The following is a 24,360-nucleotide window of genomic DNA, read 5'->3' on the forward strand; positions in this document are numbered from 1 at the left end:
ATCCTATTTTGCAGCGCATGAACTCGATCAAGGGCGCACAGAAAGATCTCAGGCAGCTAGCAAATTGTAATGCTGCACCTAATTGGTGCCTGGCATTATTCCCCTCGCCAATGACCTCAAAAAGAAATCAATTCGAGGCATTGCCGAGTAAAAAGTCCGTGTAATATTTCGCCTATTGTTCGCAATGGAGTAGAGATGTTTCGTCGTGGCTCGTCAGTTTTTATACCCATTGCCGCCTTATCCAGTCTGATATTGGGACTGGCCATTACGCTCGGGCTGTTTGTCTCGGTACGCCATCTTGAGCATGAAAAAATGGAAGCCGATTTTGGACGATTGGCCAGCATTCATCTCAAGGCCGTGGTCGATGGACTGGATGCCCTGGTGCGCGAACTGCAAACCATCAATCGCTTGTTCGTCACCGTCGATGCGGTAACCCGCGAGCAATTTCATACCTTTGCCGAGCCGATGCTGCGGCATTCCCCATACATACAGTCATTAGGTTTTCAGCGCCTGGTTTCACCAGCCCAGCGGCCGGCATTTGAAGCCGAAATGCGCAAACACTATCCGGATTTTTCGATTCGAAAATTGAGCGGCGACGAGGCCGAACCCGGTTTCGGCAACGAACATTATCGCGTCGTCGATTATCTGGAGCCGATGACCGGCAACGAAGCGACTTTCGGCGTCAATGTCGCCAACAGCAAAATCCAGGAAGAAGCGATGCAGCGCGCCCGCGATAGCGGTTTGCCGGCGGCTACCGATTTGTTCATCCTGCCGCAAGACAAGAGTAATTCCAGACTGGGCCTGCTGATCCTGATGCCGGTGTATCAGCATGGTGCGGCGCTGGCGAGCGTTGAAGACCGCCGGCGGGCATTGATCGGTTATACCAGCGCAATATTGCGGGCCAATGATTTCGTCAGCAACACCCTTGCCAATGACGGCGTGCGGCCGCGCGACGATGTGTCTTTCAGGGTGTATGCCAGTGCGGCCCCGGATCAGCGCTACCTGGTCTATAGCCATGGCAGCGATCCGGCACCAAGCTCGCAGGTCAACTATTGGCTGCCGGCATGGCTGTTCCAGGACGCGCCGCGAAGCATGTCGCAAACGTTTGCGCTGGCCGGAAAATCTTGGTACATCGAGGCGTCGGCGCCGGCCCAGGCGTTTACCAAAAAGAATATGGGATCGCTCCTGGTATTGATTCTGGGGACCTTACTTAGCTTAGGTGGCGCCACCTATTTGTATTTTTTGGCGACCCGGTCCAAGCGGATCGAGCAACTGGTCGATGCCCGCACGCAGCAGGTACGCCTGGCGACCCAAATGATGAAAGAGGATATCGTCGCTCGCAAGCGTGCCGAGGATGCGCTGCAATTGCGCGAGCGCGCCATCGAATCGAGTGCGCACGCAATTATCATCAGCAGCGCGGTGCCGCCGGACTACCTGGTCGAATACGTCAATCCGGCGTTTGAACGGATCACCGGTTATACCGCCGACGAGATGATCGGACGCAATCTCGAGATGCTGCACGGCGACGATCACGAGCAGATCGGCTTGGAAGAGATTCGTACCGCACTGCGCGAAAAACGTAACGCCAATGCGGTATTCCGCAGCTATCGCAAGGATGGTACGCTGTTCTGGAACGAACTGTATGTGGCGCCGGTCAAGGATAGCTCCGGCCGCGTCAGCCATTTTGTGACGGCCTTGTACGACATCACCGAAATGAAAAGCTACGAAGCCGAGCTGGAGCACCAGGCCCGGCACGACACCCTGACCGGACTCGCCAACCGCAATGTGCTGAACGACCGTTTAAGCCAGGCCATCGTGTACGGTGAGCTATACGGCCACCGGGTGTGGGTCGTGTTCGTCGATCTGGACCGCTTTAAATTCGTCAACGATACGCTCGGCCACAATGCCGGAGACTTGCTGCTGAAAGAAGTGGCGTCGCGTCTCAAATCCTTCACCCGCGAAGGCGATACGATCGCGCGCCTGGGCAGCGATGAATTCTTGCTGATCCTGCCGGAGCGGGTCGACGAAGAATTGAGCGTCGGCTTGATTCAAAGCATATTGGATTCGATAGCGCGGCCGCTTCAAATTGAAACGCATGACTTCTTCTTGAGCTGCAGCATCGGCGTTGCGGTTTATCCGAGCGATGGCGAAGATCCGGAAAGCCTGCTCAAGCATGCAGACATCGCCATGTACCGCGCCAAGGAAATGGGCAACAACAACTACCAGTTCTATACCGCGGCAATGAACGAACGCGCGCTGGAGCGCCTGCGCATCGAAGGCGACCTGCGCAACGCGTTGGAACGCAATGAACTGGTATTGCACTATCAACCGCAGGTGGATTTGCGGAACGGGAAAATGGTCGGGATGGAGGCGCTGATTCGCTGGATGCATCCGCAACTCGGCATGATCTCGCCGACCCGTTTCATCAATCTGGCCGAAGAAACCGGCTTGATCGTTCAAATCGGCGCCTGGGTGATCCGCACCGCGTGCGAGCAAAACAAAGCATGGCAAAAGATGGGCTTGGGCTATCTGCGGATGTCGGTCAATCTCTCGACCCGCCAGTTTTACCAGCACAACCTGGTGCAATCGGTGGCCCAGGTGCTGGAAGACGTTGCGATGGCGCCGCACTATCTGGAGATCGAACTGACTGAAAGCCTGGTGATGACCGACGTCGAACTGGCAGTCGGCATTCTGAATGACCTGAAAACCTTGGGCGTGCAATTGTCGATCGACGATTTCGGCACTGGTTACTCCAGCCTGGCCTACCTGAAGAGCTTCCCGATTAACGCGCTGAAGATCGACCAGTCATTTGTGCGCGACATTACGGTCGATCCGGACGATGCCGCGATCGTCACATCGATTATTTCCCTGGCACATAACCTGCGCTTGCAAGTGATCGCCGAGGGCGTCGAAACGCAGGAGCAACTGTCTTACCTGCAGCGGCATCGCTGCGATGAAATGCAGGGCTTCTATTTCAGTGCGCCGGTGCCCGCCGACGTCATCGAAACGCTCTTGCGAGAAGGAAAAGCATTACCATAGAACGTCTTTGCCGCACCCCTCGCTTACATCATCCGCAGGGCACCTCGAAAAACCGTAGCGAGCGACTCAAGGTCGGGTCGAGAAGCGGAGCCGTACGGACGTACGGTGAGCATCACAGGCCCGAGATTGGGCCGCGCAGTAGGTTTTTCGAGGTGCCCGCTTTTCATGGAGCAGAACATGACCACCACCAGAACCGAGCACGATACTTTTGGCGCCATCGAAGTCCCGCAAGAGCGGCTGTGGGGCGCGCAAACCCAGCGCTCATTGCAGCACTTCCACATTTCCAGCGAGCGTATGCCGACCGAATTGATCACCGCGCTGGCGACAGTCAAACACGCGTGCGCACAAGTCAACCTGGATCTGGGCAAGCTGGAACAACGCCAGGCCGCTGCCATCATGCAAGCGGCACAAGAAGTGATTGCGGGACAGCATCCGGACGAATTTCCGCTAGCGGTCTGGCAGACCGGCTCCGGCACGCAGAGCAATATGAATATGAACGAAGTGCTGGCCAACCGCGCCTCCGAACTGCTGGGCGGCAAGCGCGGCGAAGGGCGTCTGGTGCATCCCAACGATGCGGTCAACCTGAGCCAATCATCGAACGATATTTTCCCGACTGCGATGCATGTCGCGGCGGCGGTCGCTCTGACCCAGGCGCTGTTGCCGGCGCTGCGCGGATTGCGCGCCACCTTGCACCAAAAATCGGTCGCCTTCAGCGACATCGTCAAGATCGGACGCACCCATTTGCAGGACGCGACGCCGCTGACGCTGGGCCAGGAATTCTCCGGCTATGTGGCGCAACTGGAGCATGCCGAGGTCATCATCGAGGCGGCACTGGGGCCGCTGTATGAACTGGCGGCCGGCGGCACCGCGGTCGGGACCGGCTTGAACGCGCCGCGCGAATTCGGCGCCCGGGTCGCTGCCCAACTGGTGCAATCCCACATGCTGCCATTCCGCACCGCCGACAACAAATTCGCCGCGCTGGCAGCGCATGACGCGCTGGTGGCGGCACACGGCGCGTTGAAGACGCTGGCGGCGGCGCTGATGAAAATTGCCAACGACGTGCGCTGGATGGCGTCCGGGCCGCGCTCGGGATTCGGTGAAATCACGATCCCGGAAAACGAACCCGGCAGCTCGATCATGCCCGGCAAGGTCAATCCGACCCAGTGCGAGGCGCTGACCATGCTGTGTTGCCAGGTATTCGGCAATGACGTCGCGATCAATTTCGGCGGCGCTTCGGGCAATTTCGAATTGAATGTTTTCAAGCCGCTGATTGCCCACAATTTCCTGCAAAGCGTGCGGTTGCTGGCCGATGGCATAGCCAGCTTCGAACAACATTGCGCGCATGGGATCGTCGCCAACCAGGACAGGATTGCCGAGCTGATGGAGCGCTCGCTGATGCTGGTGACTGCGCTGGCGCCGCATATCGGCTACGACCGCGCCGCACAAATCGCCAAGCGTGCGCACCACGACGGCAGCACCTTGAAACAGGCTGCGTTGGCGCTCGGCTATGTGACCGAACAGGAATTTACCGACTGGGTACAACCAGCGCAAATGACGCATCCTGAATAGCGACTGTTGACGACGACCGATCGCTAGTCAGCATTAATTGCAACGCGCCGGCGTTGTCTTCCACGCTTTCTTCAATATAATGGTGAAAATTTAATAACGCTATTTTCCTAAAATGAATACGATCTTCGTAAGACTACAATCGCGCGGCTTTGGGGGCTTATGCTGTTACTGAGTTCCTTATCCCACTTTCGCCAGCCTGTCGCCGACTCGCCTTTTACGTGCGGCACAACAGGCGGCAGCGCATGATGCAATGCCGTCGCGCGCCAGCCAGCCGCTTGATGCCCGTCATCCACCGCATATTCGCCGCTCTGCTCGCATTGGGCTCGGCCACGGCGTCGGCCGCATACCGGGTCGAGATCGAGGCGCCGAAAGAGCTGCGCGCCTTGTTGAGCGAACACCTGGATCTGGCGCGTTATAAGGACCGCGACGACCTGAGCGAAGACCAGCTGAAATTCCTGCTCGATACGGTGGACGAACAAGTCACGCAACTGCTGTCGACCGAAGGCTATTTCTCGCCGGTCACCAGCGTCAATCTCGAACCGGGCGAGGTCAAGACCGTCCGCCTGAAGGTTGAGCCGCACCAACGCAGCATGGTCTCCGCGGTCGCTATCGACGTCATCGGCAGCGCCGCGACCGATGCGCCGCAAACCGTGAACCAGATCAAGCGCGACTGGGGCCTGCCGGTGGACCAGCCATTTCGCCAGGCGACCTGGGCCGCAGCCAAGGACGAAGGTTTGCAGACCCTGCAAAAGAAGCGCTATCCGGCCGCCAGGCTGGCTCGTTCGGAAGCCCGCATCGACCCCGAGGACAACGACGCCGAATTGTCCGTGCAATACGATAGCGGTCCCGGATTCACCTTGGGAGCGTTGCACATCACCGGCACCAAACGCTATCCGCAAAGCATCATCGAGAACGTCAATCCGTTGATGCTCGGCGAAGAATACAGCGTCGAGCGGCTGTTGCTGCTGCAACGCCAGATCCAGAACACGCCTTATTTCGGCAATGTGGTCGTCAGCATCGACGACGATCCGGCGCACGCTGAACAGGCGCCGGTCAATGTGCGCGTGACCGAATTCCCGACGCAACGGCTGCGTGCCGGCGGCGGCTATGCGACCGATACCGGAGCCCAGCTGCAAGGCCGCTACTCTCATTACAATGTGTTCGGCAAAGCCTGGGTGTTCGATAGCCAGACCAAGATCGAGCAAAGGCGGCAGTACGGCGCTTTCGATCTGGCGATGCCGCCGGACCAGCGCAGTTTTGTCAACAGCATCAATACTTCCTACGATCGAACCACCTTGCAGGGCGTCGATCTGCGCAGTTCCCGGACCGGTTTGAAGCGTGCCCGCTCGCTGGAAAATTACGATACCGCCTTGACCCTCGATTACTACCGCGACCAGTTGCGGCAGGAAAATGGCGCAACCTTGCCGCCCAACACGGTGATTCGGCCCGGCGAGCATCGTGCCCTGGTGCCCGGATTCTCCTGGACCCGACGCGCTGTCGACGATTCTATTTTTCCTCGCAGCGGCCACCTGTTTTCGGTGCAAACCGGTTTTGCGCTGCAAGGCTTGCTGACCGATCAAACTTTTTTCCGGGCCAATGCGCGCTACAAACATTTCTTCCCGCTGGCAAAACGGGATGTAGTGATTTTGCGCACCGAACTGGGCGGGGTGTTTACCAAGGGCTCCAGCGCGTCGGTCCCGGCCTCGCTGCTGTTCCGCGCCGGCGGCAACGAATCGGTGCGCGGCTACAGTTATCAAAGTATAGGCAATACCCAAAACGGCACCATCTATCCGACCAAATACCTGCTGACCGCCAGCGCCGAATATCAGCATTGGCTGAGCCAGCAATGGGGCGGCGCAGTGTTTTACGATGCCGGTACCGCCACCAATAACTGGGTCAATAAAAGCGTCAAGACCGGCATCGGCGCCGGGGTGCGTTACCGCAGCCCGGTCGGCACCGTCAATGTCGATCTGGCCTATGGAGTGCAAGCCAAGCATATCCGGCCGCATATTTCGCTAGGCATCGCCTTCTGATGTTTGAACCAATTTCCAAGACTTAGAGCCCATGAGCCAAGGCACATCACCAACTACATCTCCCGAGCCAGCACCGCTGCCGCCGCCGCGGCGTTCGCTGCTGCGCTGGATATCCGGCGCGCTTTTGTCGCCGCTGCTGGTTTTGGTTCTGGCACTCGGCGCGCTGCTGATAGTTGCGCATACCGAAGCCGGCAGCCGGACCTTGTGGCAATTCAGCACCTGGATCATGCATGGCAAGCTGTCGGGCGAATTCGCCGGCGGCACCTTGGCAGACGGCCCGCGCTTGCGTAACGTGCTGTATCGCGATGCCAGCCAACAGTTTTCGATAGACCGGATCGACGCCAGCTGGCATCTGAGCGGGTCGCCGCTCAAACTGCGCGTCGCCTATCTCCACGTTGGCAATGTCGAAGCACGCTTGCAGCCGACGCCGTCGGAGCCGCTCGTCATGCCGGCCAATTTGAGCTTGCCGCTGCAATTGACGCTCGACGATATTTCCTTGGCCAAGCTCACTGTGCATGAAGGCTTGAGCACGACCGAATTGAGCAAGCTGCAATTGCACGGCGAGTCGGACCGGGTGCAGCACACATTGGTGCTGGAACGACTCGACACGCCGTACGGCAGGGCCAGCGCCAGGCTGCAGCTGAATGGCGCGTCGCCGTTCGCGCTCAGCGGCGGCGCGGAACTGAGCGGCGAATACCAGCAAGAAAAGTATCAGGTGGATGCCCGCTTGTCGGGTTCGCTGGCAGCCTTGGGAATCGTCCTCAATGCGCGCGGCGACAAACTCAACGGCAGCGCCATGATTGCCGCGACGCCGTTCGCCGCCATTCCGTTCCAGAGCGTCCAGCTGGACGCCAGGCACATCAATCCAAAACTGTTTAACGCCGCCGCGCCGCAAGCCGACCTGAGCCTGCAAGCCGAGCTGAAACCGGTCGTCGACAGCGCCAACGCGGCGCATGCCGATCTGGCGACCCTGGCCGTTAGCGGCCCGATCCGGATCAGCAATGCGGCAGCGGGCACATTGGATCAGGATCGTTTGCCATTGGTCTCCGCCAGCGCGCAATTGCGGCTCGACGCCCAGACCCAGCAGTTGTCGCAGCTGCAGCTCAAATTGCTGAAAGACGCCAGCGTCAATGGTCGCGGCGAATATCACAGCGACGGCAAAGACAAAGGCAGCGGCTCGTTTAACTTCGATGTGGCCGGTCTCGATTTACATGCGTTGCAAGGGCAGTTGAAAGCAACCCAATTGCGCGGCCCGGTCGGCATCAAACTGACGCCGCAGACGCAGCAAATCGCATTGAACCTGGCCGATGCAAATTACCAGGCGCAGCTGGAGGCCGTGATCGACGCCAAGCAGATTGCTTTGAAAACCGCACAATTGCGCGCCGGACCGGCACGCCTCGACGCCAGCGGCAGCTTGGCGCGCGATGCGCAAATGACTTATGCGCTGAAGGGCAATTTGCGAGATTTCGATCCGTCCCTGTGGATCGACACCGGCGGCCAGAAAACCGCCAAAGGCAGCGCCCAGGCATCCAAGCAGCCGATCGCGGCGCGCATCAATATGGATTTCGATGCCAGCGGCAGCTTGACGCCGGACCTCAAGCTGAAACTTAAATTCGGCATCCACGACAGCATTTACGACCGACTGCCGATGGCCGGCGGCGGCACGCTCAACCTGGCCGGCAAGCGCTTGCTGGCCAGCGACCTCACGCTGTCGGTGGCCGGCAACGACGCCCAACTTAAGGGCAGTTTTGGCGCCGCTGGCGATCGCCTCAATCTGAAACTGGATGCGCCGCAGTTGCAACGTCTCGGTTTCGGTTTGTCCGGTGCCTTGCATGTTGACGGACAACTGACCGGCACCATGCAGCGGCCGGATGTGCATGCCTCTTATCGCGCCGAGAAACTGATCTTCGGCGCGCACCAGGTCGACAGCCTGTCCGGTCAGGCCGACCTCCAGGCCAACCTTGGCGCCAAGCTCAATGCCGCCAGCAATCGATTGGCGCTTAGCATAGCCGCGCGCGGCTATCGCGGCGCCGACATGGCGCTGGACAAGTTGAACCTGGATTTGTCCGGCACCTACGGCAAGCACGCGCTGAAGCTGGACAGCAGCGGCACCCTGCATGGCAAACCATTGCACCTGACCATGGCGGCCCAAGGGCAGCTAACGGAAGGACAGGGTGGCTATGGCTGGCAAGGCACGCTCAGCGAGCTGCAAAATCAGGGCGTGCCGCGGCTGGCGCTGGAAGCACCTTTGACGATCAACGCCGGCGCCGACCACGTGCTGCTGGGCGCTAGCCGGGTGCGCATCGCGGATGCGCTGATCGACTTGAAAAATTTCAGCTTCGAGCATGGAAAAATCCGCTCGGCGGGAGCCATCAATGCGCTCAATGTGGCAACCGTATTCGATCTGGTGCGTCAATTCAGCGCCAAGGAATTACCGTTGAAGACCGACCTCGTGCTCGACGGCAGCTGGGATTTTGCATTGGCCGACAACGCTGCCGGATTCATACAGATTGCCCGCCGCAGCGGCGACTTGCGGGTTAATCCGGGACGCGGAGATGTCAGCCTCGGCTTGTCCGACTTAAGCCTGCGCGCGGATTTGCAAGCGAACCAGATCAAGCTCAACAGCCAGATCGCCGCAAGCCGCATCGGCACCCTGGCGGCACAAGTGCAACTCGGCCTGCAGCACACCGGCGGCATCTGGGACGCAGGCGACAGCGCACCCCTGTCCGGTCAGCTCAAATTGAACATGCCGCAACTGAAACCGATTGCCGGGTTGCTTGGACCGCAGTACGCACTAGGCGGCAGCGCCGCGATGGACCTGCACCTGGACGGCACGCTAGGCAAGCCGAAACTGTCCGGCGTCGTCACCGGCGACAAGCTGGCCTTGACCTTGTTCGATCAGGGTATTCAACTGCGGGATGGCACCGCACGCATCAACCTGACCGAAAACATCATTGATCTGCAACAGCTCGAATTCCATGGCGGCGACGGCAGCTTGCGCGCCACCGGGCGGCTGCAGCTGGGACATGACAACCCTGACCTGAGTGCCAACGTGGTGGCTGACCGGCTGCAACTGTTTGCCAGCCCGGATCGTCAATTGATGCTGTCCGGCCAAGCCAAAATTGCCAACCTCAACGAACAACTGCATGTGGACGGCAAATTCACGATCGACAAGGCGCTATTCGATTTGCCGAAGAGCAGCGCGCCGAAGTTGGGCGATGATGTGGTCATCGTGCGCAAGGACGCCAAGATTCGCGCCAAGCCGCCGACCGAGCAGGAGCAGCTGGCGAAAGCCGCTGAGAAGCCAGCCGGAAGCGCCGCGCCTATCATGCATATAGCGGTCGATTTCGGCAATAATTTCCGCTTCCGCGGCAGCGGCGCCGACCTCCTGCTGCATGGCACGATGGACGTCCGCAGCGAACCGTTCCAGCCCTTGTCCGCCACCGGCACCATACGCGTGGCTGACGGCACCTACGAAGTATTCGGCCGTAAACTGGCCATCGAGCGCGGCCTGATCAACTTCCTGGGACCGATCGACAATCCGAACATCTATATCCTCGCGATGAAACGCAACCAGGACGTGGAAGCGGGCGCCGAGATCACCGGCACCCCATCGTCGCTGAGAGTCAAACTGGTGTCCGAACCGAATGTCTCGGACGAAGAAAAGCTTTCCTGGCTGATGTTCGGCCACGGCAGCGACAGCGCCGCACTTGGCCAGCGGCAGGCGGCGAGTCAGGCGCTGGCCTTGATCGGCAATTTCGGCGGCAAGAAAATCGCGAAAGGGATCGGTTTTGACGAGTTCAATATCGGCTCCAGCGAATCCGGGCTGGTCGATGAACAAGTGGTCAACCTCGGCAAGGCTATCACCGAAAAGATCAATCTCGGCTATGAACAAAGTCTGACCAGCGCCGCCAGCATCCTGAAAGTGACCTGGCAATTCTCGCGCCGCTGGTCGATGGTGGTGCGCGGCGGCACGATTAGCGGGCTGGATGTCTTGTATAACATCCGCTTCGATTGAGCCGCGGCCACAGAAGGGCGGACGAGCGTAGCGTTATCCGCCGTTTTGCATGCATCGAACGTAGGTGGTGCATCCAACGGCGGAAGGCACTGCGCTTTTCCGCCCTACGTTTGAATCATGCAAAGAGTAGGGCGGATGAGCGAAGCGTTATCCGCCGCTTGACGTGCCACGGAGCGCCGAGCAGGCATTTTGCCAAACACCATCACGCACGTCTGACTGAATAAAGGAATCTCCATGAACAAACAATTTTCCGCCGCCTGCGAGCGCAACCGCGAACCGATCGCCGCGGTGCTGCACGACATATTCAAACCGGCCGCCAGCGATGAAACGTCAAGCCCGCTACGCGTGCTGGAAATCGGCAGCGGCACCGGCCAGCACGCGGTATTTTTCGCTGCACGATTCCCGCATGTGATCTGGCAAACCAGCGATCTGGTGCACAACCACCCCAGCATCCTGGCCTGGCAGCAGCAAGAGCAATTGCCGAATGTGCTGCCGCCATTGACGCTGGATATGTCGGAGCCGGACTGGTGGCAGACGTTGCCGGCGCAATACGACGCAGTGTTCACCGCCAATACCTGTCACATCATGGCCTGGCCCGAAGTGCAAAACTTGTTCGCCGGCGTAGGCCGCTTGCTGGCGCCGGGCGGGACGTTCTGCATCTACGGACCGTTCAATTACAACGGCCTGTTCACCAGCGCCAGCAATGCCGCCTTCGATGCCAGCTTGCGCCAGCAGGCCGGACACATGGGCATCCGCGATTTTTCCGCGCTTGCCGCGCTGGCGGCTGCACAGCAATTGGAACTGCGCGAGGATCATCCGATGCCGGCGAATAATCGGCTGCTGGAGTGGCGGCGGATTTGAGCGAGGGTGACAACAGATGCCCAACAGACACAGGACATCAAAAACGCCATATGCAAAATATTGAAAATAAAAATCCACGCAAATTACTTCGCAAAGTTGCACTTGCCGCCATCGTCGCGGCATTTTTTCTCTCCGCCGGAGCCATCGCTGTCGACGGTTTTTTTGATCGCATAAGCGCCAGCGATGTGGCGATTGTTCTCGGTTCCAAAGTCAATCCGGACGGCAGCGTTTCTCCCCGCTTGGCGGCGCGCTTGGATAAAACTGTCGAACTTTACCGTCACGGAATTTTTTCAAACGTGATCGTCAGCGGCGGGACCGGCAAGGAAGGCGTGGATGAAGCCGTCGCAATGAAAAAATATCTCCTTGCGCGACAAATCCCGGCCCCATCAATTTTGGTGGACAGCCATGGCGACACCACAATGCATACAGCAATAAACAGTGCCGCCATCATGCGCGCGCATGGATTCAAGAGCGCATTGCTGGTATCGCAGTATTTTCATATTTCACGCTCGCGCCTGGCGTTGAAACGGTGCGGAATATCGTCCGTCTACAATGCCCACCCCGATTTCTTTGAGTGGCGGGATATGTATTCACTGGCACGGGAAGTTGTTGGGTTTTATGACTATTTTTTACGGCCCGGCGACTGTGCCTCTCCGGTACTTGGCCAGCAATCGCTTTAAAACATGGGGTAGGTTTCGCCCCGATAGTGACGGCAAAAAGTAGCTCACCGGGGTCAGAGTTTTTTTACGCGGGGGTATCGCGTAAATTACTCTGCCCCCGCTGAGCGGGCTACGGAGTGCATGCGGTCGTCGGACAGCTACCACGGAGTAGCGACCGTTTTAACCACCTAACGACTGACCGAAAGTAAACGCATCAACCCCGAAAATAGTGTTTGAATTTCAAGAAAATCTGCGCTATCTTCTTCGAGTCGCGAAAAAGAGCGATCTGGTTTAAGAGCCAGTAATAGCAATCCGGGCCCGCCTCCTTCGCCAGCCGACGAAGGGCGGAAAAAATTACCATAAGAGGAGCCCGTATGACCTATGCCAAAAAGCCGGATCAAACTTTCATCTTCCCACCTGTACGCGACACACCTGAACCTGAAGCATTGCACAAGCCGTTCTCATGGCTGGTCGAAGCGCTACGGCACGATGCGGACGCGCTACGCTCATCCAAAACCAAGAACTACTGCCTTGGCATCCAAACCTGTCTGGAACTGATCCACGCCACCGATTTGGCCAGCGGCATTTATGCCGACCCGGCACACCCGCCGCTGCTGAGCATCACCGCCCGCGAGCGGTTAATGCTGTTTGCGATCGAGGCTTGCAGCGATCTGGCGGAAACGGCCGCTGCGGATATCGAGCGTCGTAATGCCAAGCACTTAAAAGAACGTCGATAAGTCAGTAGGTCGGAAAAGCGCAGCGCCTTCCGACGGCGTGAATCACGTCACCCGGTCAAGCCCTTGGCTCTTTTCGGCGATTCGCACAGAACGTCGGAAGGGTGTAGCAGGGGTTTCGGATGGCATGCCATCCGCCTGCGTAACGGTATCCGCTTGCAAGCGGATACGCGCCCTGCAAGGGCTGCGCTTTTCCGACCTACGCATCTCGGGCTGGCTCCAGCGATTTGGAAACGGCCGCCGCGGATATCGAGCGCCGCAACGAACGGTACATCAAAGCCCGGAAGTCATCACCCGCCTGAACCAACACCGTTAACTGCTGAAATCACAGCGGATTGTTGTCGTGAAGGCCGTGATTGGCGCTTCGAGCGCCAATCACTTCGGAGAACCGACGCCGATGCCAAAAGCTCCGGCGCCGGCCAACGACACAATATAGGTGTGTTGCTTATTGTAAATTTCCCTTGTTTGCCATACATTCACGAGCCTACGCACAGCTTGATGTGCAGCATCACTCAAAAAGGGAAATGTTGATGGCTGGTTTTGGAATGGCAAATATGGTCGGTCGTGAGCGCTTGGGGCATCGGGCCGTCGATCTGATTCCTCCCCGGTTCACGCGGTTGGTTTTGTAGGTTGGTGCTGAGCTTGCGAAGCCCAACATGAATTAACAGCATTCTCTTATTTTGATAAAGAAGTCACCCTCTCTAATATTTCCTGATTGGGTGATTTTTGTTTTTAGGGATAAATAGTGGAACGTCTTTTGAATGTGCTCGTGCGAGCGTCGGCGGGTGGACTAATTGCCGGCACACTTTTGTTGTACATGACCCCATCCGCTTCATCGCTAAAATCTATAGTGCGGTTGTTTTGTATATTTTGCGGCATATTGCTGTTGTTGTTTGGATTGTTCTTACGCAAACGGCGAACTATTGACGAGTCAGATAGCTTGGATTCGGAAGAGAGTCGGATGGGATCGGACGATCACTTTAGTCATGAATGAAACCACTCCCTTCAATATCCTCGAAGGAAAGCGCTTTCTTTTTAGCTGCTTAAAAGTCTTATTTTGACTGCAGCTTTTGCTTCATCTGCAATCAAGGTTCTCTTTGAGCGCTGTAAATGCCAAAAAGGAATCATGAAAACTTTTCGCACTATCCTCCTGATAGTCATCGCCGTTCTTACAGTTGGTTATCTGATTGCACGCCCATGGACACCTTTTTGGATAGATATTTGCGTCATTCTTCTCGGTTTTGGAACTGCGCTGTTTGAATGGATGAATAAACGAAACAAATAGCGCACTGAAGACTGTAGAGCTGTTGCCGCTGTCAGGATTCACACCCGTTTGTCATATTCAACGACGTGTGGATTACAAAAACTTTGAGGTTGAGTTATGGACGAAGTAGATATTTTTTTGCAAGCAGATGCAGCATATGACACAGGTGATCTTGCTAGTGCCTTCAACCTGTTTCTGCAAGCAGCAGAGAAAGGTAATTGCGATGCCATGTGCCGGATAGCACTAATGTATGAAAGCGGCGAAGGTATTGCGTGCGACATAGACAAGTCCATTTATTGGGACTTGAAAGCAATAGACGCAGGTAGTACTACTTCGTTGCTAAATCTCGGCATAACATATCGTCGCCTTGGAAATATAAGAAAAGCAAAATATTGGTTTGAGAAGTCGCTTGAAACTGGTGATGGTGAAGCCGCTTTGGAATTGGCAAGGCTTTACAGCGTTAGTGATAAAGAAATTGACACTGTAAAGCGCTATCTAAACATTGCAATCTCTAGTAATAGTTTGTCCGAAGCATCTCTTGAAGAGGCAAGAGAATTATCCAGTTTGTAAACCGATAGATGCTCAACACGATTCTCCACGCATTTTTCTAGAATGATTTCCACACAATACGTATCTCAAGTTCGTTTGAGAATCGATGACGTCCCGTCTTTCGATCGGTATCCCTTTTCGCTCGCGGCAGTGCGTAATTTGGACGTCCTTAAGTTGCATCCCAATGTCACTTTTCTTGTGGGAGAAAACGGGTCCGGGAAGTCGACGCTGTTGGAGGCAATCGCGGTTTCGTTCGGCTTTAACCCGGAAGGCGGCACGAAAAACTTCGGATTTGATACCCGCTCCTCGCATTCGGAATTACATAAATTCATTCGCTTGGCAAAAGGCATCAAATTTCCTCGGACTGGTTTCTTCCTCCGGGCGGAGAGTTTCTTTAATCTTGCGACGGAAATTGAAAGACTGGATTCCGAACCTGGAGGGCCGCCGATCATTGATTCATACGGCGGCAAGTCGTTGCATGAACAATCTCACGGCGAATCTTTTTGGGCGCTGATGATGAACCGATTCGGCGGGCAAGGTTTTTATGTGCTTGATGAACCTGAAGCGGCCTTGTCTCCGCAACGACAACTCGCCGTACTATCCCGAATTCACGATCTGGTAAATGAAGAATCGCAGTTTGTCATCGCCACGCATTCGCCGATTCTGATGGCGTATCCAAACGCATACATCTACGGATGTTCAGAGGCGGGAATTAGGCGAATTAAATATGAAGAGACCGAGCATTACCAAGTCATGCACGACTTCCTGATGAACCCGAAGCGGATGCTTGATATCCTCCTCGGCAATTCACATGATGAAAACTGAAAATGTTCAGCGCAGTAGTCCGGCCTAAAAAGCCCGGCAACCACCCGCTCAACCTCGCCGCCCCGCCAATTCCGCCCCGGCATCCGGCGCCAGTTTCAACGCAAACGGCAACGAACTCAGCACAATCAACCCAATCAACAAAAACGCCGGCCAGAAATCCGTGCTGACGATCGCTGCATGACCTTGCAGCAGATTCGATCCCTGTAGCGCCAAACCGCCGACCGTCACGCCCAAACCGATCGACAGTTGCTGCGCCACGCTGGTGAGGCTGGTGACCTGGCTCATCTGTTGCTGGTCGATTTCGGCATAGGCAATCGCGTTCAGGCTCGTGAATTGCATCGACCGGATGCAGCCGCCCAACAGCAGCAAGCACAGCGTCAGCATATGCGGGGTGTCGGCGTTGAGCGCGCCGTATGCCGCGATCGACATCGCGCCCAGCATGGTGTTGTAGACCAGGACGTTCCTGAAGCCGTAGCGTTTCAATACCACCGTGGTGATGGTTTTGACGAACATGGCGCCGGCGGCCGAGGCGCAGGTCAGCAGCCCCGACTGGAACGGCGTCAAGCCGAAGCCCAGCTGAAACAGCAGCGGCAGCAGGAACGGCAGGGCGCCGACGCCGATGCGGAACAGCGAGCCGCCGAATACATTCATGCGCAAGGTCGGAATCCGCAGCAAGCGCAAGTCGATCAGCGGCTGCGGGCAGCGGTAGGCATGCCAGACGTAAGCCAGCAATGCCAGCGCGCCGGTGACGATGCAGATCAGCGAGATGGGGCCGGCGACCAGGTGGCGGCCAGCGCTGGCGAGGCCGAACATCAGCGCCGAGCAGCCGGTTGCCGACAGCACAAAGCCGATCAGGTCGAGCGGCACGACGTCGTCACTGCGCAGGTTTTCAATAAAACGGCTGGCCAGGTAAATGCCGAGAATGCTGATCGGGATATTGATGAAAAATATCCAGCGCCAGTGGAAGTAGGTGGTGATAAAGCCGCCCAGCGGCGGTCCGATGACCGGCCCCAGCAGCGCCGGGATGGTCAGGTAGCTGAGGGCCAGCACCAGTTCGGCCTTGGAGGTGGTACGCAGGATCACCAGCCGTCCGACCGGCACCATCATGGCGCCGCCTATCCCCTGGAAGAAGCGGGCCGCCACCAGTTCCGCCAGCGTGTGCGAGACGCCGCACAGAATCGAGCCGAGCATGAACACCGCGATGGCGCTGCGGAACACGGTGCGGGCGCCGAAACGATCGGCCATCCAGCCGCTGATCGGGATAAACACCGCCAGACTGACCAGGTAGGAAGTCATGGCCAATTTCAACGCAATCGGGCTTTCGCCCAATTCCAGCGCCATCGCCGGCAGCGAGGTGGCGATCACGGTTGAGTCCATGTTTTCCATGAACAGGGCGCAGGCGACAATCAGCGGGGTGAGGAAGACGCGGGAGATGGCCATCGGCAGGAAATGGATTGCGGCGAAGTGTGCCGACAAAGAGCATGATTATAGCGTTTTGACCATTTGTTTACCGTTCAGGTAGCATGCGTGCTGGCGTCGCCGGCGCTACCAGTTTTCCTGCTTGTCGTTTTTGCAAAGTCATGATCAACACGTTTCAACCATCGTCCCCGTTGCCGTCCCAATCAGGTCACTATCATAGTCAGCCGCTGGCGGAATGTTTTGCCCTGCTGGATGACCGCAGCAGCAGCGCCGGCGCTGCATCGTCGCGTCTGTACACCGGCCATGTGCGTACTTTGCAGTGTTTTGAAGCGGCGCAATTGCCGGTGCTGCTGGAACAGATGCAGCAGGCTTTGCAGGATGGCTTGCACGCGGTGAGCTTGTTCAGCTACGAGCTGGGTGTTGCGTTGCAAGGCATTGCGCCGCGTCAGCCGGCGCCGACAACGGCGGCCGCGCCATTGGCTGAAATTTTGCTGTTCGCCGACTGCCGGCGGCTGGCCGACGCCGAGGTGGATCTCTGGCTGCAGCAACGCGAGGACAGCGATGCCGCCGAGTCCAACGCCGCCGGCATTGCCAATCTGCGGGCCAGCGTCGGCGCCGAACAATTCGATGCCGCGATTGCCAGGATCCACGCCTACATCGAAGCCGGCGATACCTATCAGGTCAATTACACCTATCGTTTGCGGTTCGACGTTTACGGCAGCCCGATTGCGCTCTATCGTCAGCTGCGGGTGCGGCAACCTGTGCCGTATGGCGCATTGATCGGCTTGGCGGATGGCCGCATTGTCTTGTCGCTGTCGCCGGAGCTGTTCGTGCGCCATGTTCAGGGGCTGCTGACCGCGCGTCCGATGAAGGGCACCGCCGCCGCCAGCGGCGATGCGGAACAGGATCGCCAGGCGGCACAGGCATTGGCAAGCGACCCTAAAAATCTTGCCGAAAACCTGATGATCGTCGATTTGTTGCGCAACGATCTGGGACGGGTTGCGGTGCCGGGTTCGGTGCAGGTGCCGAAGCTGTTTGAGGTCAGCCGTTTCAATACCGTATTGCAAATGACTTCCACCGTGCAGGCGCAGGTGCGTGACGACCTGTGTCTCAACGATGTGATCCAGGCCTTGTATCCATGCGGTTCGATTACCGGTGCGCCTAAGCATCGCACGATGCAGATCATCGACGAGTTGGAACCCGATCCGCGGCGGCTGTATACCGGTGCGATCGGCTGGTTCGATGCGCCCGAGAGCGGCCGCAAGATCGGCGATTTCTGTTTGTCGGTGCCGATCCGCACGTTGTTGCTGGAAGCGCTAGAACACGGCGCGCAGGGCGCGATACGCCGAGGCGAAATGGGCGTCGGCGCCGGCATCGTGCACGATAGCGTGGCAGCGGAGGAATATGCCGAGTGCGCATTGAAGGCAGAATTCCTGACTGGCTTGCGCGCTGATTTCGAGCTGTTTGAAACCATGTACGCGACACGCTCCGACGGTTGCCGTCACCTGGATTTGCACCTGCAGCGCCTGCGCGCATCGGCCGCTTACTTCGGCTTTGCTTACGATGAGCCCGGCTTGCGCGTCACCCTGCAACAGCACTGCGCAGCGCTGCCGCAGGACGGCGCTCATCGCATGCGGCTGGCTTTGTCTGCCAGCGGTCAATGCAGCGTGCGGACCGCGCCGCTGACCGTGCTCGATACGCCGGTCAAGGTGCTGCTTGCAAGCACTCAGACCGAGGCTGACGACGTGTTTTTAAGGCATAAATCCACGCTGCGCCAACGCTACGATCAAGCCTGGCAACTGGCGGAACAGCAGGGCGCTTTCGACATGCTGTTCTTCAATCGCGATGGTGAGCTGACCGAAGGCGCGCGCAGCAGCGTGTTCGTCAAACTGGACGGCCGCTGGTACACGCCGCCGCTGGCATCGGGCTTGTTGCCGGGCGTGATGCGCAGCGTGGTGTTGAGCGATCCTGCATGGGATGCTCGGGAGCGCAGGCTGAGCCGTCAGGATTTGCTGGCCGCCGAGCAAATCATGGTGTGCAATGCCTTGCGCGGAACCATGCCGGCGACGCTGTAAAGAATTTTCAGATCGCCGATAGCCGCTGAGGCGCCACACCGACGGTTGCAGCAAGTAGGGCGGATGAGCGCAGCGTTATCCGCCGATGGATACGCTGCATGCGGTTGACGCATCCAAAAAAACGGCGGATAACGCTGCGCTCATCCGCCCTACTTCTCTCATCCCTCCATCCGCGTTTCACCCAGCATCTCGCCGCTCCAGGCGAGGTGCCCAGGATAGGTCTTGTCTTATCCAAAAAATGAGCCTTTTCTGATCTGAAAAAGTCCGTGTGTCCAATATGACAATTGTTCCTGCCTCGGGATAATCGCATTGCAATTTCAATTAGCAACTCACACAACGGTCACTTGGTTCGACGAACCATTCGGTAACCACTTCAATAAATTTTACGTGTCCACTGGCAGATAAATTGATCTGCCGGCGGACGCATTTTTCATGAGAGTCAATGGTGAAACAGGTTCATACAAAGCGAATTCACGCTATGCGGCGAGACGATGAGAAGGTAGAGACGCCATTCATTTACAAAATCAGGACGCCTATGGCAGTGCTGCAAATTATTGCGCAAATAGGTTTGGCGATCACGCCGCTCTATTCGGCGCCGGTGCGTGCGCAAGCCAAGCCGGACGAAATCCTACGCGATCACAAAGATGATGCCGCCGACGCCACAACGGGCGCCGGCAAAGACTTCGTGAATCAGCAGGCCACGGGCGCCGGAGCCAAGTTGATTGAAGACTATTTGAAAAACTATGGCACCAGCCGGGTGCAGATCAATACCGACGACAAGTTCAATTTTGAAAGCGGTTCGCTGGACCTGTTGATCCCATTGGCGGACCGTCCCGAGCTGCTGACTTTCACACAGTTCGGCGGACGCAAGAAAGATGGCCAATACACCGTCAACCTGGGTTTTGGGCAACGTCACTTTATTGATGACTGGATGCTGGGCTATAACGCTTTTTACGACCAGAACATCAGCCGCGGGCATCAACGGCTAGGCTTGGGCGGAGAAATCTGGCGCGATTATTTGAAACTGTCGGCCAATGCCTACTTGCGTTTGTCGGACTGGAAAGACAGCCTGGATGTGCAAGATTACGAAGCACGCCCAGCCAATGGCTTCGATTTGCGCGCCGAAGGCTATTTGCCTGCCTATCCGGCGTTGGGAGCGAAGCTCGCGTATGAAAAATATTTTGGCGAGGAAGTCGCGTTATGGGGCGACCAAAATCGCAAGCGCAATCCGCAAGCGTTGACGATGGGCTTGAGCTATACCCCGATTCCTATGCTGCAGCTGGGTGTGGATCACAAGCGCGGCAATGGCGAAAGCAGTACCGGCGTCAATGTTCAGCTCAATTACCAGATCGGACAATCCTGGGCCAGCCAGACCGATCCGGCGCGGGTTGCCCAACGGCGCAGCCTGGCCGGAAGCCGTTATGACCTGATCGAACGGAATAACGATATTGTTCTGGAATATCGCGAGCAAAGATTCAGGTTGGTGCTGCCCAAGGCATTGAACGGCATCAGCGGCAAGCAGCTCGCATTGGATATCACGACCAAGGGTAAACAAGACCGGTTGGGACGGATTGATGTCGAAGCCAAGGAAATGAATGCGGCGGGCGGTACGGTCCAGCATCTGGGCGGCAATCGTTACCAGATGCAGCTGCCGCTCTATGCGTCTGCCGGTAACAACCAATATGGGGTGACCATGGTTGCGTATGACCTGCAGGGTAAGGAACTCGATCGCGCATCAACCCTGGTCACCGTGCAGCCGGCAGCAGTCAACGCCGGGGCCAGCACCGTAGCGGCAACGCCGGCAACGATCGTGGCTGATGGCCGCAGCGTGTCGACTTTGCGTATCGGCTTGCTGGATGACCAGGGGCAGCCGGTTGCCGGCATGGCGGCGGAAATCAATCTCGACAAACTGGTGGAAGTTCCCGATGTCAGCAATATGCCTAAAGCCGCGCTGGTGCCGGCACAGCTGGCCAAGATAGGCGCCGTCAGCGAAGTGGAAGCGGGTGTGTATGAAGCGTTGATTACGTCGGGCAATCGCTCGGGAACATTGACGATCACGCCAAAATATCTGGGCACCGAATTGACCCCTTTGACGATGCGGCAAGAAGCGGATGCATCGAATGCAAAAGTGGAGTCGGTGCGCGCTGCAGTCGATAACAGCCTCGCGAACGGCACAGCGGCGAACCAGGTGACGGCGATCGTCACCGATCCATCCGGCAATCGCGTGCCGAATCTCGACCTGACATTTGCCTTGAGCGGATCCGCGCAGGTTGCGCCGGATTCTTCGCTCAGCGCGAAAACCGATGCGCAGGGCGTGGCGACTGTGGCGCTGACCAATGTGGCGGCGCAAGTGACGACGGTGACGGCAACGGTAACGGCCACCGGATCGAATGCCAGTGTCGATACCCATTTTGTCGCGGACACAAGCACGGCGGCTATCCAGAGCGGTGATCTGAGCGTCGATAAAACGACTTTGACGGCTAACGGTCAGGATAAAGCCATCTATAAAGCCATCGTCAAGGATGCGCATGGCAATCCGGTGCCGGGCACGACCGTCAATTGGGCCAGCAACCATGGCAATCTGGATGCGGCCAGCGGCGTCAGCGACGAGCAGGGCATAGTGACTGTCGGCTTGCAGGGTACCCGTGCCGGTCCGGCGCAAGTGACGGCGCAAGTGGCTGGCGGCGCGGCTGTGCAGGCGCCGTTGGTGACCCTGACCGCGGACAGCAGCACTGCCGCGCTGGATACCGCGAATGGCGGTTTGGTCGTGGATAAGGATTCGGTGTTTGCCGGTTCGCCTGACAAGGCAAGCTTTACCGCGACAGTGCGGGATGCGCATGGCAACCCGGTTCCCGGTCAGCAAGTGACTTGGGCGACCAATCTGGGCACGCTCAGCAGCGCAAGCAGCACCACCGATGGCAATGGACAGGCGACGACGCAATTGGGTTCGACGGTATTGGGATCTGCTCAGACAACGGCGCAGCTCGGTAACCAGGCTGCGGTGAATGCGCCTGTGGTGAACTTCGTTGTCGATTCCGGCTCGGCCAAGATCCCGGCTGGCGGCGTCAACGTCGATAAGACCACGATTCTCGCCGACGGCAGCGACAAAGCGACTTTCAGCGCCACTGTCAAAGATGCCTATGGCAACTTGATTGCCGACGCGACGGTCAACTGGAACACCGACGCCGGTAGCTTGAGCGGGGCCAGCAGCACGACCAATGAGAAAGGCATTGCTACGATTCAGCTGAGTAGTACAGTCGTTAGCACAGCAAATGTCACCGCGCAGGCTGGTTCGGGGGCCGCAGTGGCAGCACCAGCGGTCAAGCTGGTCGAACCTGTTCAGACTTATTCGAATGCGAATAGCGTCACCATTCCTGATAATGATGCGAATGGGGTCGACAGCAAGATTACTGTCTCTGGACGTTCTGGGAAGGCGCCTAGTAAAACACCCGTTACTGTCGCCATTACGCACGGCAGACCAAAAGAAGTGATACTGGACTTGATTGCTCCGAGCGGCACAAAGTACAACCTGCAAACAAGAACTGGCGATATCGACACAACCTTTAATGTGGATTTGTCCGCAGAGGATCTCAATGGAACGTGGATATTGCGGGCGTCAGACGTGGTTGGTCAAGACATCGGCACTCTCAATAGCTGGAGCATCACTTTCTGATGCCGGGGTTGTTCCTTAAAATAAACGCTTGAGAAATTTCAACGCAAAGTAAACCGGAGGCGATTGTTTGATCGTCTCCGGTTTTTTGCTTTGCGGTGACGATGCAGCAGCTAGTCCGCATCAAAACGCGATAATCACAACCGACCCGGCGACAATCATCGAACCGCCGATGGCCACCGGCCAGCTCAGCTGTTCGCCGGCAAACAGCAAGCCCAGCACAATCGCAAAAGCCACGCTCAATTTGTCGATCGGCGCCACTTTCGACACCGGCCCGATTTGCAGCGCGTGGTAATAGCAAAGCCAGGACAGCCCGGTGGCGATCGCCGATAGCGCCAAAAATAGCCAGTTGGACGCCGCCAGCGTGGTCGGCTTTTGCCATTCGCCGCGCAGGGTGACGATGCCGGCAATCACGCACAGGATGATGACGGTGCGAATGAAGGTGGCGAAATTCGAGTTGATGCCGGCGACGCCGAATTTGCCGAAGATCGCCGTCAGGCCGGCAAAAAATGCCGAGCCCAGCGCAAACAATTCCCAACCGGGACGTAGATTCATTATTGTTTCCTCTCATTTTCTGGATGATTCAGCACAGCATTATCCGGCAACTTGGCCTGGCGCCATCTATGGATGATTTACTCGCTTAATCTCGATTTTCAACGCGAAATAAATCGGGGGGCGATTATTTGATCGTCTCCGGCTTCGCCTTGTGGAGCGGTACGGCGCAAGGGCTATCCTGCCAAGTGGCCTTTAAATTTCCATTGCAAAATAAATCACGCTTTGTAAAAATGTCAGACTGATAATTTTTTGGGGGTGGTGATGCGAAAAGATATTATGGTCGGCGATCCGCTCGATTCTGGTGTCGCGATGAACGGGGGAAGTCATACTATGCACAGCCATCACACTTGTATCAGTCCCATTTTGGGACTAGCATAACGACATGAGAGTCATTGCGAAAAGGAACCTTGTTCTCTTTTGGAGCAAACATCCGTCCGCCGAGCAGCCACTAAAGGCGTGGTACGACGAAGCCATCAATACATCGTGGAATACGCCGCAAGACATCAAGAATCAGCACAGGAGCGCCAGTTTCGTGGGAAACAACCGGGTGGTGTTCAACATCAAGGGTAACGATTACCGGTTGATCGTAAGCGTTGCCTACCAATTCGGGTTGGTGTACATCAAGTTTATTGGTACGCATGCGGAGTACGACAAGGTCGACGCAACTACGGTAGAAATGGAATAAGAAATGGACATCAAACCAATCCACACGGAAGCAGAATACGAAGACGCGCTACGCATGGCGTCCGCATTCTTCGATCATCAACCAGAACCTGGAACACCGGATGGCGATCGCTTCGAGTTGTTGGCGATGGTCATCGAAGCCTACGAGGCAAAGCGCTACCCGGTAGCGTCGCCAGATCCAATCGAAGCAATCAAATTCCGCATGGAGCAAGCAGGGCTCACACCAAAAGATTTAGAGCCGATGATCGGTCGACTCAACCGCGTCTACGAGATATTGAGCTACAAACGGCCGCTGACGCTGCCAATGATTCGCCGCCTGCACCATGGCCTTGGCATTCCGGCAGAAAGCCTGATAGCAGAACCAGCGCAAGCTTGAGGCCAGCCTGACCGAATTCAAAGATGAGAA

15 protein-coding genes are annotated in these 24,360 nt (G+C 57.2%); 13 read left to right on the forward strand and 2 right to left on the reverse strand.

Features of this window, described 5'->3' with window-relative positions:
• Window positions 1-195 precede the first annotated feature (195 nt).
• The 9 genes from ACFPM8_RS05720 (at window position 196) to ACFPM8_RS05760 (ending at window position 15,551) form a co-directional block, all read left to right on the forward strand.
• Window positions 196-3,039: a bifunctional diguanylate cyclase/phosphodiesterase gene (locus tag ACFPM8_RS05720; RefSeq protein ID WP_378995903.1), complete on the forward strand. Its 2,844-nt coding sequence runs from the start codon at window positions 196-198 to the stop codon at window positions 3,037-3,039.
• Between the two features lie 177 nt (window positions 3,040-3,216).
• On the forward strand, window positions 3,217-4,608 hold the full coding sequence (fumC, locus tag ACFPM8_RS05725) for a class II fumarate hydratase (RefSeq protein ID WP_378995905.1): 1,392 nt from the start codon (window positions 3,217-3,219) through the stop codon (window positions 4,606-4,608).
• A 245-nt stretch (window positions 4,609-4,853) separates the two neighbouring features.
• A complete protein-coding gene (locus ACFPM8_RS05730) occupies window positions 4,854-6,641 on the forward strand; it encodes an autotransporter assembly complex protein TamA (protein WP_378996025.1) in 1,788 nt (595 codons plus the stop codon).
• A 31-nt stretch (window positions 6,642-6,672) separates the two neighbouring features.
• Entirely contained in the window at window positions 6,673-10,659 is a 3,987-nt protein-coding gene (locus tag ACFPM8_RS05735) for a translocation/assembly module TamB domain-containing protein (RefSeq protein ID WP_378995907.1), read from the forward strand.
• 234 nt (window positions 10,660-10,893) lie between these two features.
• The gene (locus ACFPM8_RS05740) at window positions 10,894-11,520 is read left to right on the forward strand and encodes a DUF938 domain-containing protein (protein ID WP_378995909.1); all 627 of its coding nucleotides are present in this window, start codon (window positions 10,894-10,896) and stop codon (window positions 11,518-11,520) included.
• Between the two features lie 50 nt (window positions 11,521-11,570).
• Window positions 11,571-12,200 (forward strand): YdcF family protein, encoded by a 630-nt coding sequence (locus tag ACFPM8_RS05745; RefSeq protein WP_378995911.1) that lies wholly within the window; start codon window positions 11,571-11,573, stop codon window positions 12,198-12,200.
• A 353-nt stretch (window positions 12,201-12,553) separates the two neighbouring features.
• Window positions 12,554-12,916, forward strand: a complete 363-nt coding sequence (locus ACFPM8_RS05750) for a hypothetical protein (protein WP_378995913.1) — start codon at window positions 12,554-12,556, stop codon at window positions 12,914-12,916.
• A gap of 1,378 nt (window positions 12,917-14,294) precedes the next feature.
• Window positions 14,295-14,747, forward strand: a complete 453-nt coding sequence (locus tag ACFPM8_RS05755) for a tetratricopeptide repeat protein (RefSeq protein WP_378995915.1) — start codon at window positions 14,295-14,297, stop codon at window positions 14,745-14,747.
• 42 nt (window positions 14,748-14,789) lie between these two features.
• Window positions 14,790-15,551, forward strand: a complete 762-nt coding sequence (locus tag ACFPM8_RS05760; protein WP_378995917.1) for an AAA family ATPase — start codon at window positions 14,790-14,792, stop codon at window positions 15,549-15,551.
• Between the two features lie 48 nt (window positions 15,552-15,599).
• On the opposite strand, the gene ACFPM8_RS05765 is transcribed toward ACFPM8_RS05760, so the two are convergent.
• Window positions 15,600-16,991: an MFS transporter gene (locus ACFPM8_RS05765; protein ID WP_378996027.1), complete on the reverse strand. Its 1,392-nt coding sequence runs from the start codon at window positions 16,989-16,991 to the stop codon at window positions 15,600-15,602.
• 140 nt (window positions 16,992-17,131) lie between these two features.
• Between ACFPM8_RS05765 and pabB the strand changes: the two genes are divergently transcribed.
• On the forward strand, window positions 17,132-19,045 hold the full coding sequence (pabB, locus tag ACFPM8_RS05770; RefSeq protein WP_378995919.1) for an aminodeoxychorismate synthase component I: 1,914 nt from the start codon (window positions 17,132-17,134) through the stop codon (window positions 19,043-19,045).
• A 535-nt stretch (window positions 19,046-19,580) separates the two neighbouring features.
• Window positions 19,581-22,718 carry an inverse autotransporter beta domain-containing protein gene (locus ACFPM8_RS05775; RefSeq protein ID WP_378995921.1) on the forward strand — a complete coding sequence of 1,046 codons (3,138 nt, stop codon included), beginning with the start codon at window positions 19,581-19,583 and terminating at the stop codon, window positions 22,716-22,718.
• Between the two features lie 120 nt (window positions 22,719-22,838).
• Here the strand turns inward: ACFPM8_RS05775 and ACFPM8_RS05780 are convergent, their stop codons facing one another.
• Window positions 22,839-23,270 (reverse strand): EamA family transporter, encoded by a 432-nt coding sequence (locus ACFPM8_RS05780; RefSeq protein ID WP_378995922.1) that lies wholly within the window; start codon window positions 23,268-23,270, stop codon window positions 22,839-22,841.
• Window positions 23,271-23,652: 382 nt separating this feature from the next.
• Between ACFPM8_RS05780 and ACFPM8_RS05785 the strand changes: the two genes are divergently transcribed.
• Together ACFPM8_RS05785 and ACFPM8_RS05790 are read left to right on the forward strand one after the other, a co-directional pair.
• On the forward strand, window positions 23,653-23,955 hold the full coding sequence (locus ACFPM8_RS05785; RefSeq protein ID WP_378995924.1) for a type II toxin-antitoxin system HigB family toxin: 303 nt from the start codon (window positions 23,653-23,655) through the stop codon (window positions 23,953-23,955).
• 3 nt (window positions 23,956-23,958) lie between these two features.
• Window positions 23,959-24,330 carry a helix-turn-helix domain-containing protein gene (locus ACFPM8_RS05790; RefSeq protein WP_378995926.1) on the forward strand — a complete coding sequence of 124 codons (372 nt, stop codon included), beginning with the start codon at window positions 23,959-23,961 and terminating at the stop codon, window positions 24,328-24,330.
• The last annotated feature ends 30 nt before the right edge of the window (window positions 24,331-24,360 follow it).

Origin of the sequence: Paraherbaspirillum soli, assembly GCF_042654985.1 — a bacterium.
GTDB lineage: Bacteria > Pseudomonadota > Gammaproteobacteria > Burkholderiales > Burkholderiaceae_D > Paraherbaspirillum > Paraherbaspirillum soli.

What these genes read in the sequence shown, in the direction of transcription:
- ACFPM8_RS05735 (WP_378995907.1), top strand. Translation starts at nt 6,673, where the DNA reads ATGAGCCAAGGCACATCACCAACTACATCTCCCGAGCCAGCACCGCTG.
- fumC (WP_378995905.1), top strand. Translation starts at nt 3,217, where the DNA reads ATGACCACCACCAGAACCGAGCACGATACTTTTGGCGCCATCGAAGTC.
- ACFPM8_RS05745 (WP_378995911.1), top strand. Translation starts at nt 11,571, where the DNA reads ATGCAAAATATTGAAAATAAAAATCCACGCAAATTACTTCGCAAAGTT.
- pabB (WP_378995919.1), top strand. Translation starts at nt 17,132, where the DNA reads ATGATCAACACGTTTCAACCATCGTCCCCGTTGCCGTCCCAATCAGGT.
- ACFPM8_RS05750 (WP_378995913.1), top strand. Translation starts at nt 12,554, where the DNA reads ATGACCTATGCCAAAAAGCCGGATCAAACTTTCATCTTCCCACCTGTA.
- ACFPM8_RS05780 (WP_378995922.1), bottom strand. Translation starts at nt 23,270, where the DNA reads ATGAATCTACGTCCCGGTTGGGAATTGTTTGCGCTGGGCTCGGCATTT.
- ACFPM8_RS05775 (WP_378995921.1), top strand. Translation starts at nt 19,581, where the DNA reads ATGGCAGTGCTGCAAATTATTGCGCAAATAGGTTTGGCGATCACGCCG.
- ACFPM8_RS05740 (WP_378995909.1), top strand. Translation starts at nt 10,894, where the DNA reads ATGAACAAACAATTTTCCGCCGCCTGCGAGCGCAACCGCGAACCGATC.
- ACFPM8_RS05785 (WP_378995924.1), top strand. Translation starts at nt 23,653, where the DNA reads ATGAGAGTCATTGCGAAAAGGAACCTTGTTCTCTTTTGGAGCAAACAT.
- ACFPM8_RS05755 (WP_378995915.1), top strand. Translation starts at nt 14,295, where the DNA reads ATGGACGAAGTAGATATTTTTTTGCAAGCAGATGCAGCATATGACACA.
- ACFPM8_RS05730 (WP_378996025.1), top strand. Translation starts at nt 4,854, where the DNA reads ATGCAATGCCGTCGCGCGCCAGCCAGCCGCTTGATGCCCGTCATCCAC.
- ACFPM8_RS05790 (WP_378995926.1), top strand. Translation starts at nt 23,959, where the DNA reads ATGGACATCAAACCAATCCACACGGAAGCAGAATACGAAGACGCGCTA.
- ACFPM8_RS05720 (WP_378995903.1), top strand. Translation starts at nt 196, where the DNA reads ATGTTTCGTCGTGGCTCGTCAGTTTTTATACCCATTGCCGCCTTATCC.
- ACFPM8_RS05760 (WP_378995917.1), top strand. Translation starts at nt 14,790, where the DNA reads ATGATTTCCACACAATACGTATCTCAAGTTCGTTTGAGAATCGATGAC.
- ACFPM8_RS05765 (WP_378996027.1), bottom strand. Translation starts at nt 16,991, where the DNA reads ATGGCCATCTCCCGCGTCTTCCTCACCCCGCTGATTGTCGCCTGCGCC.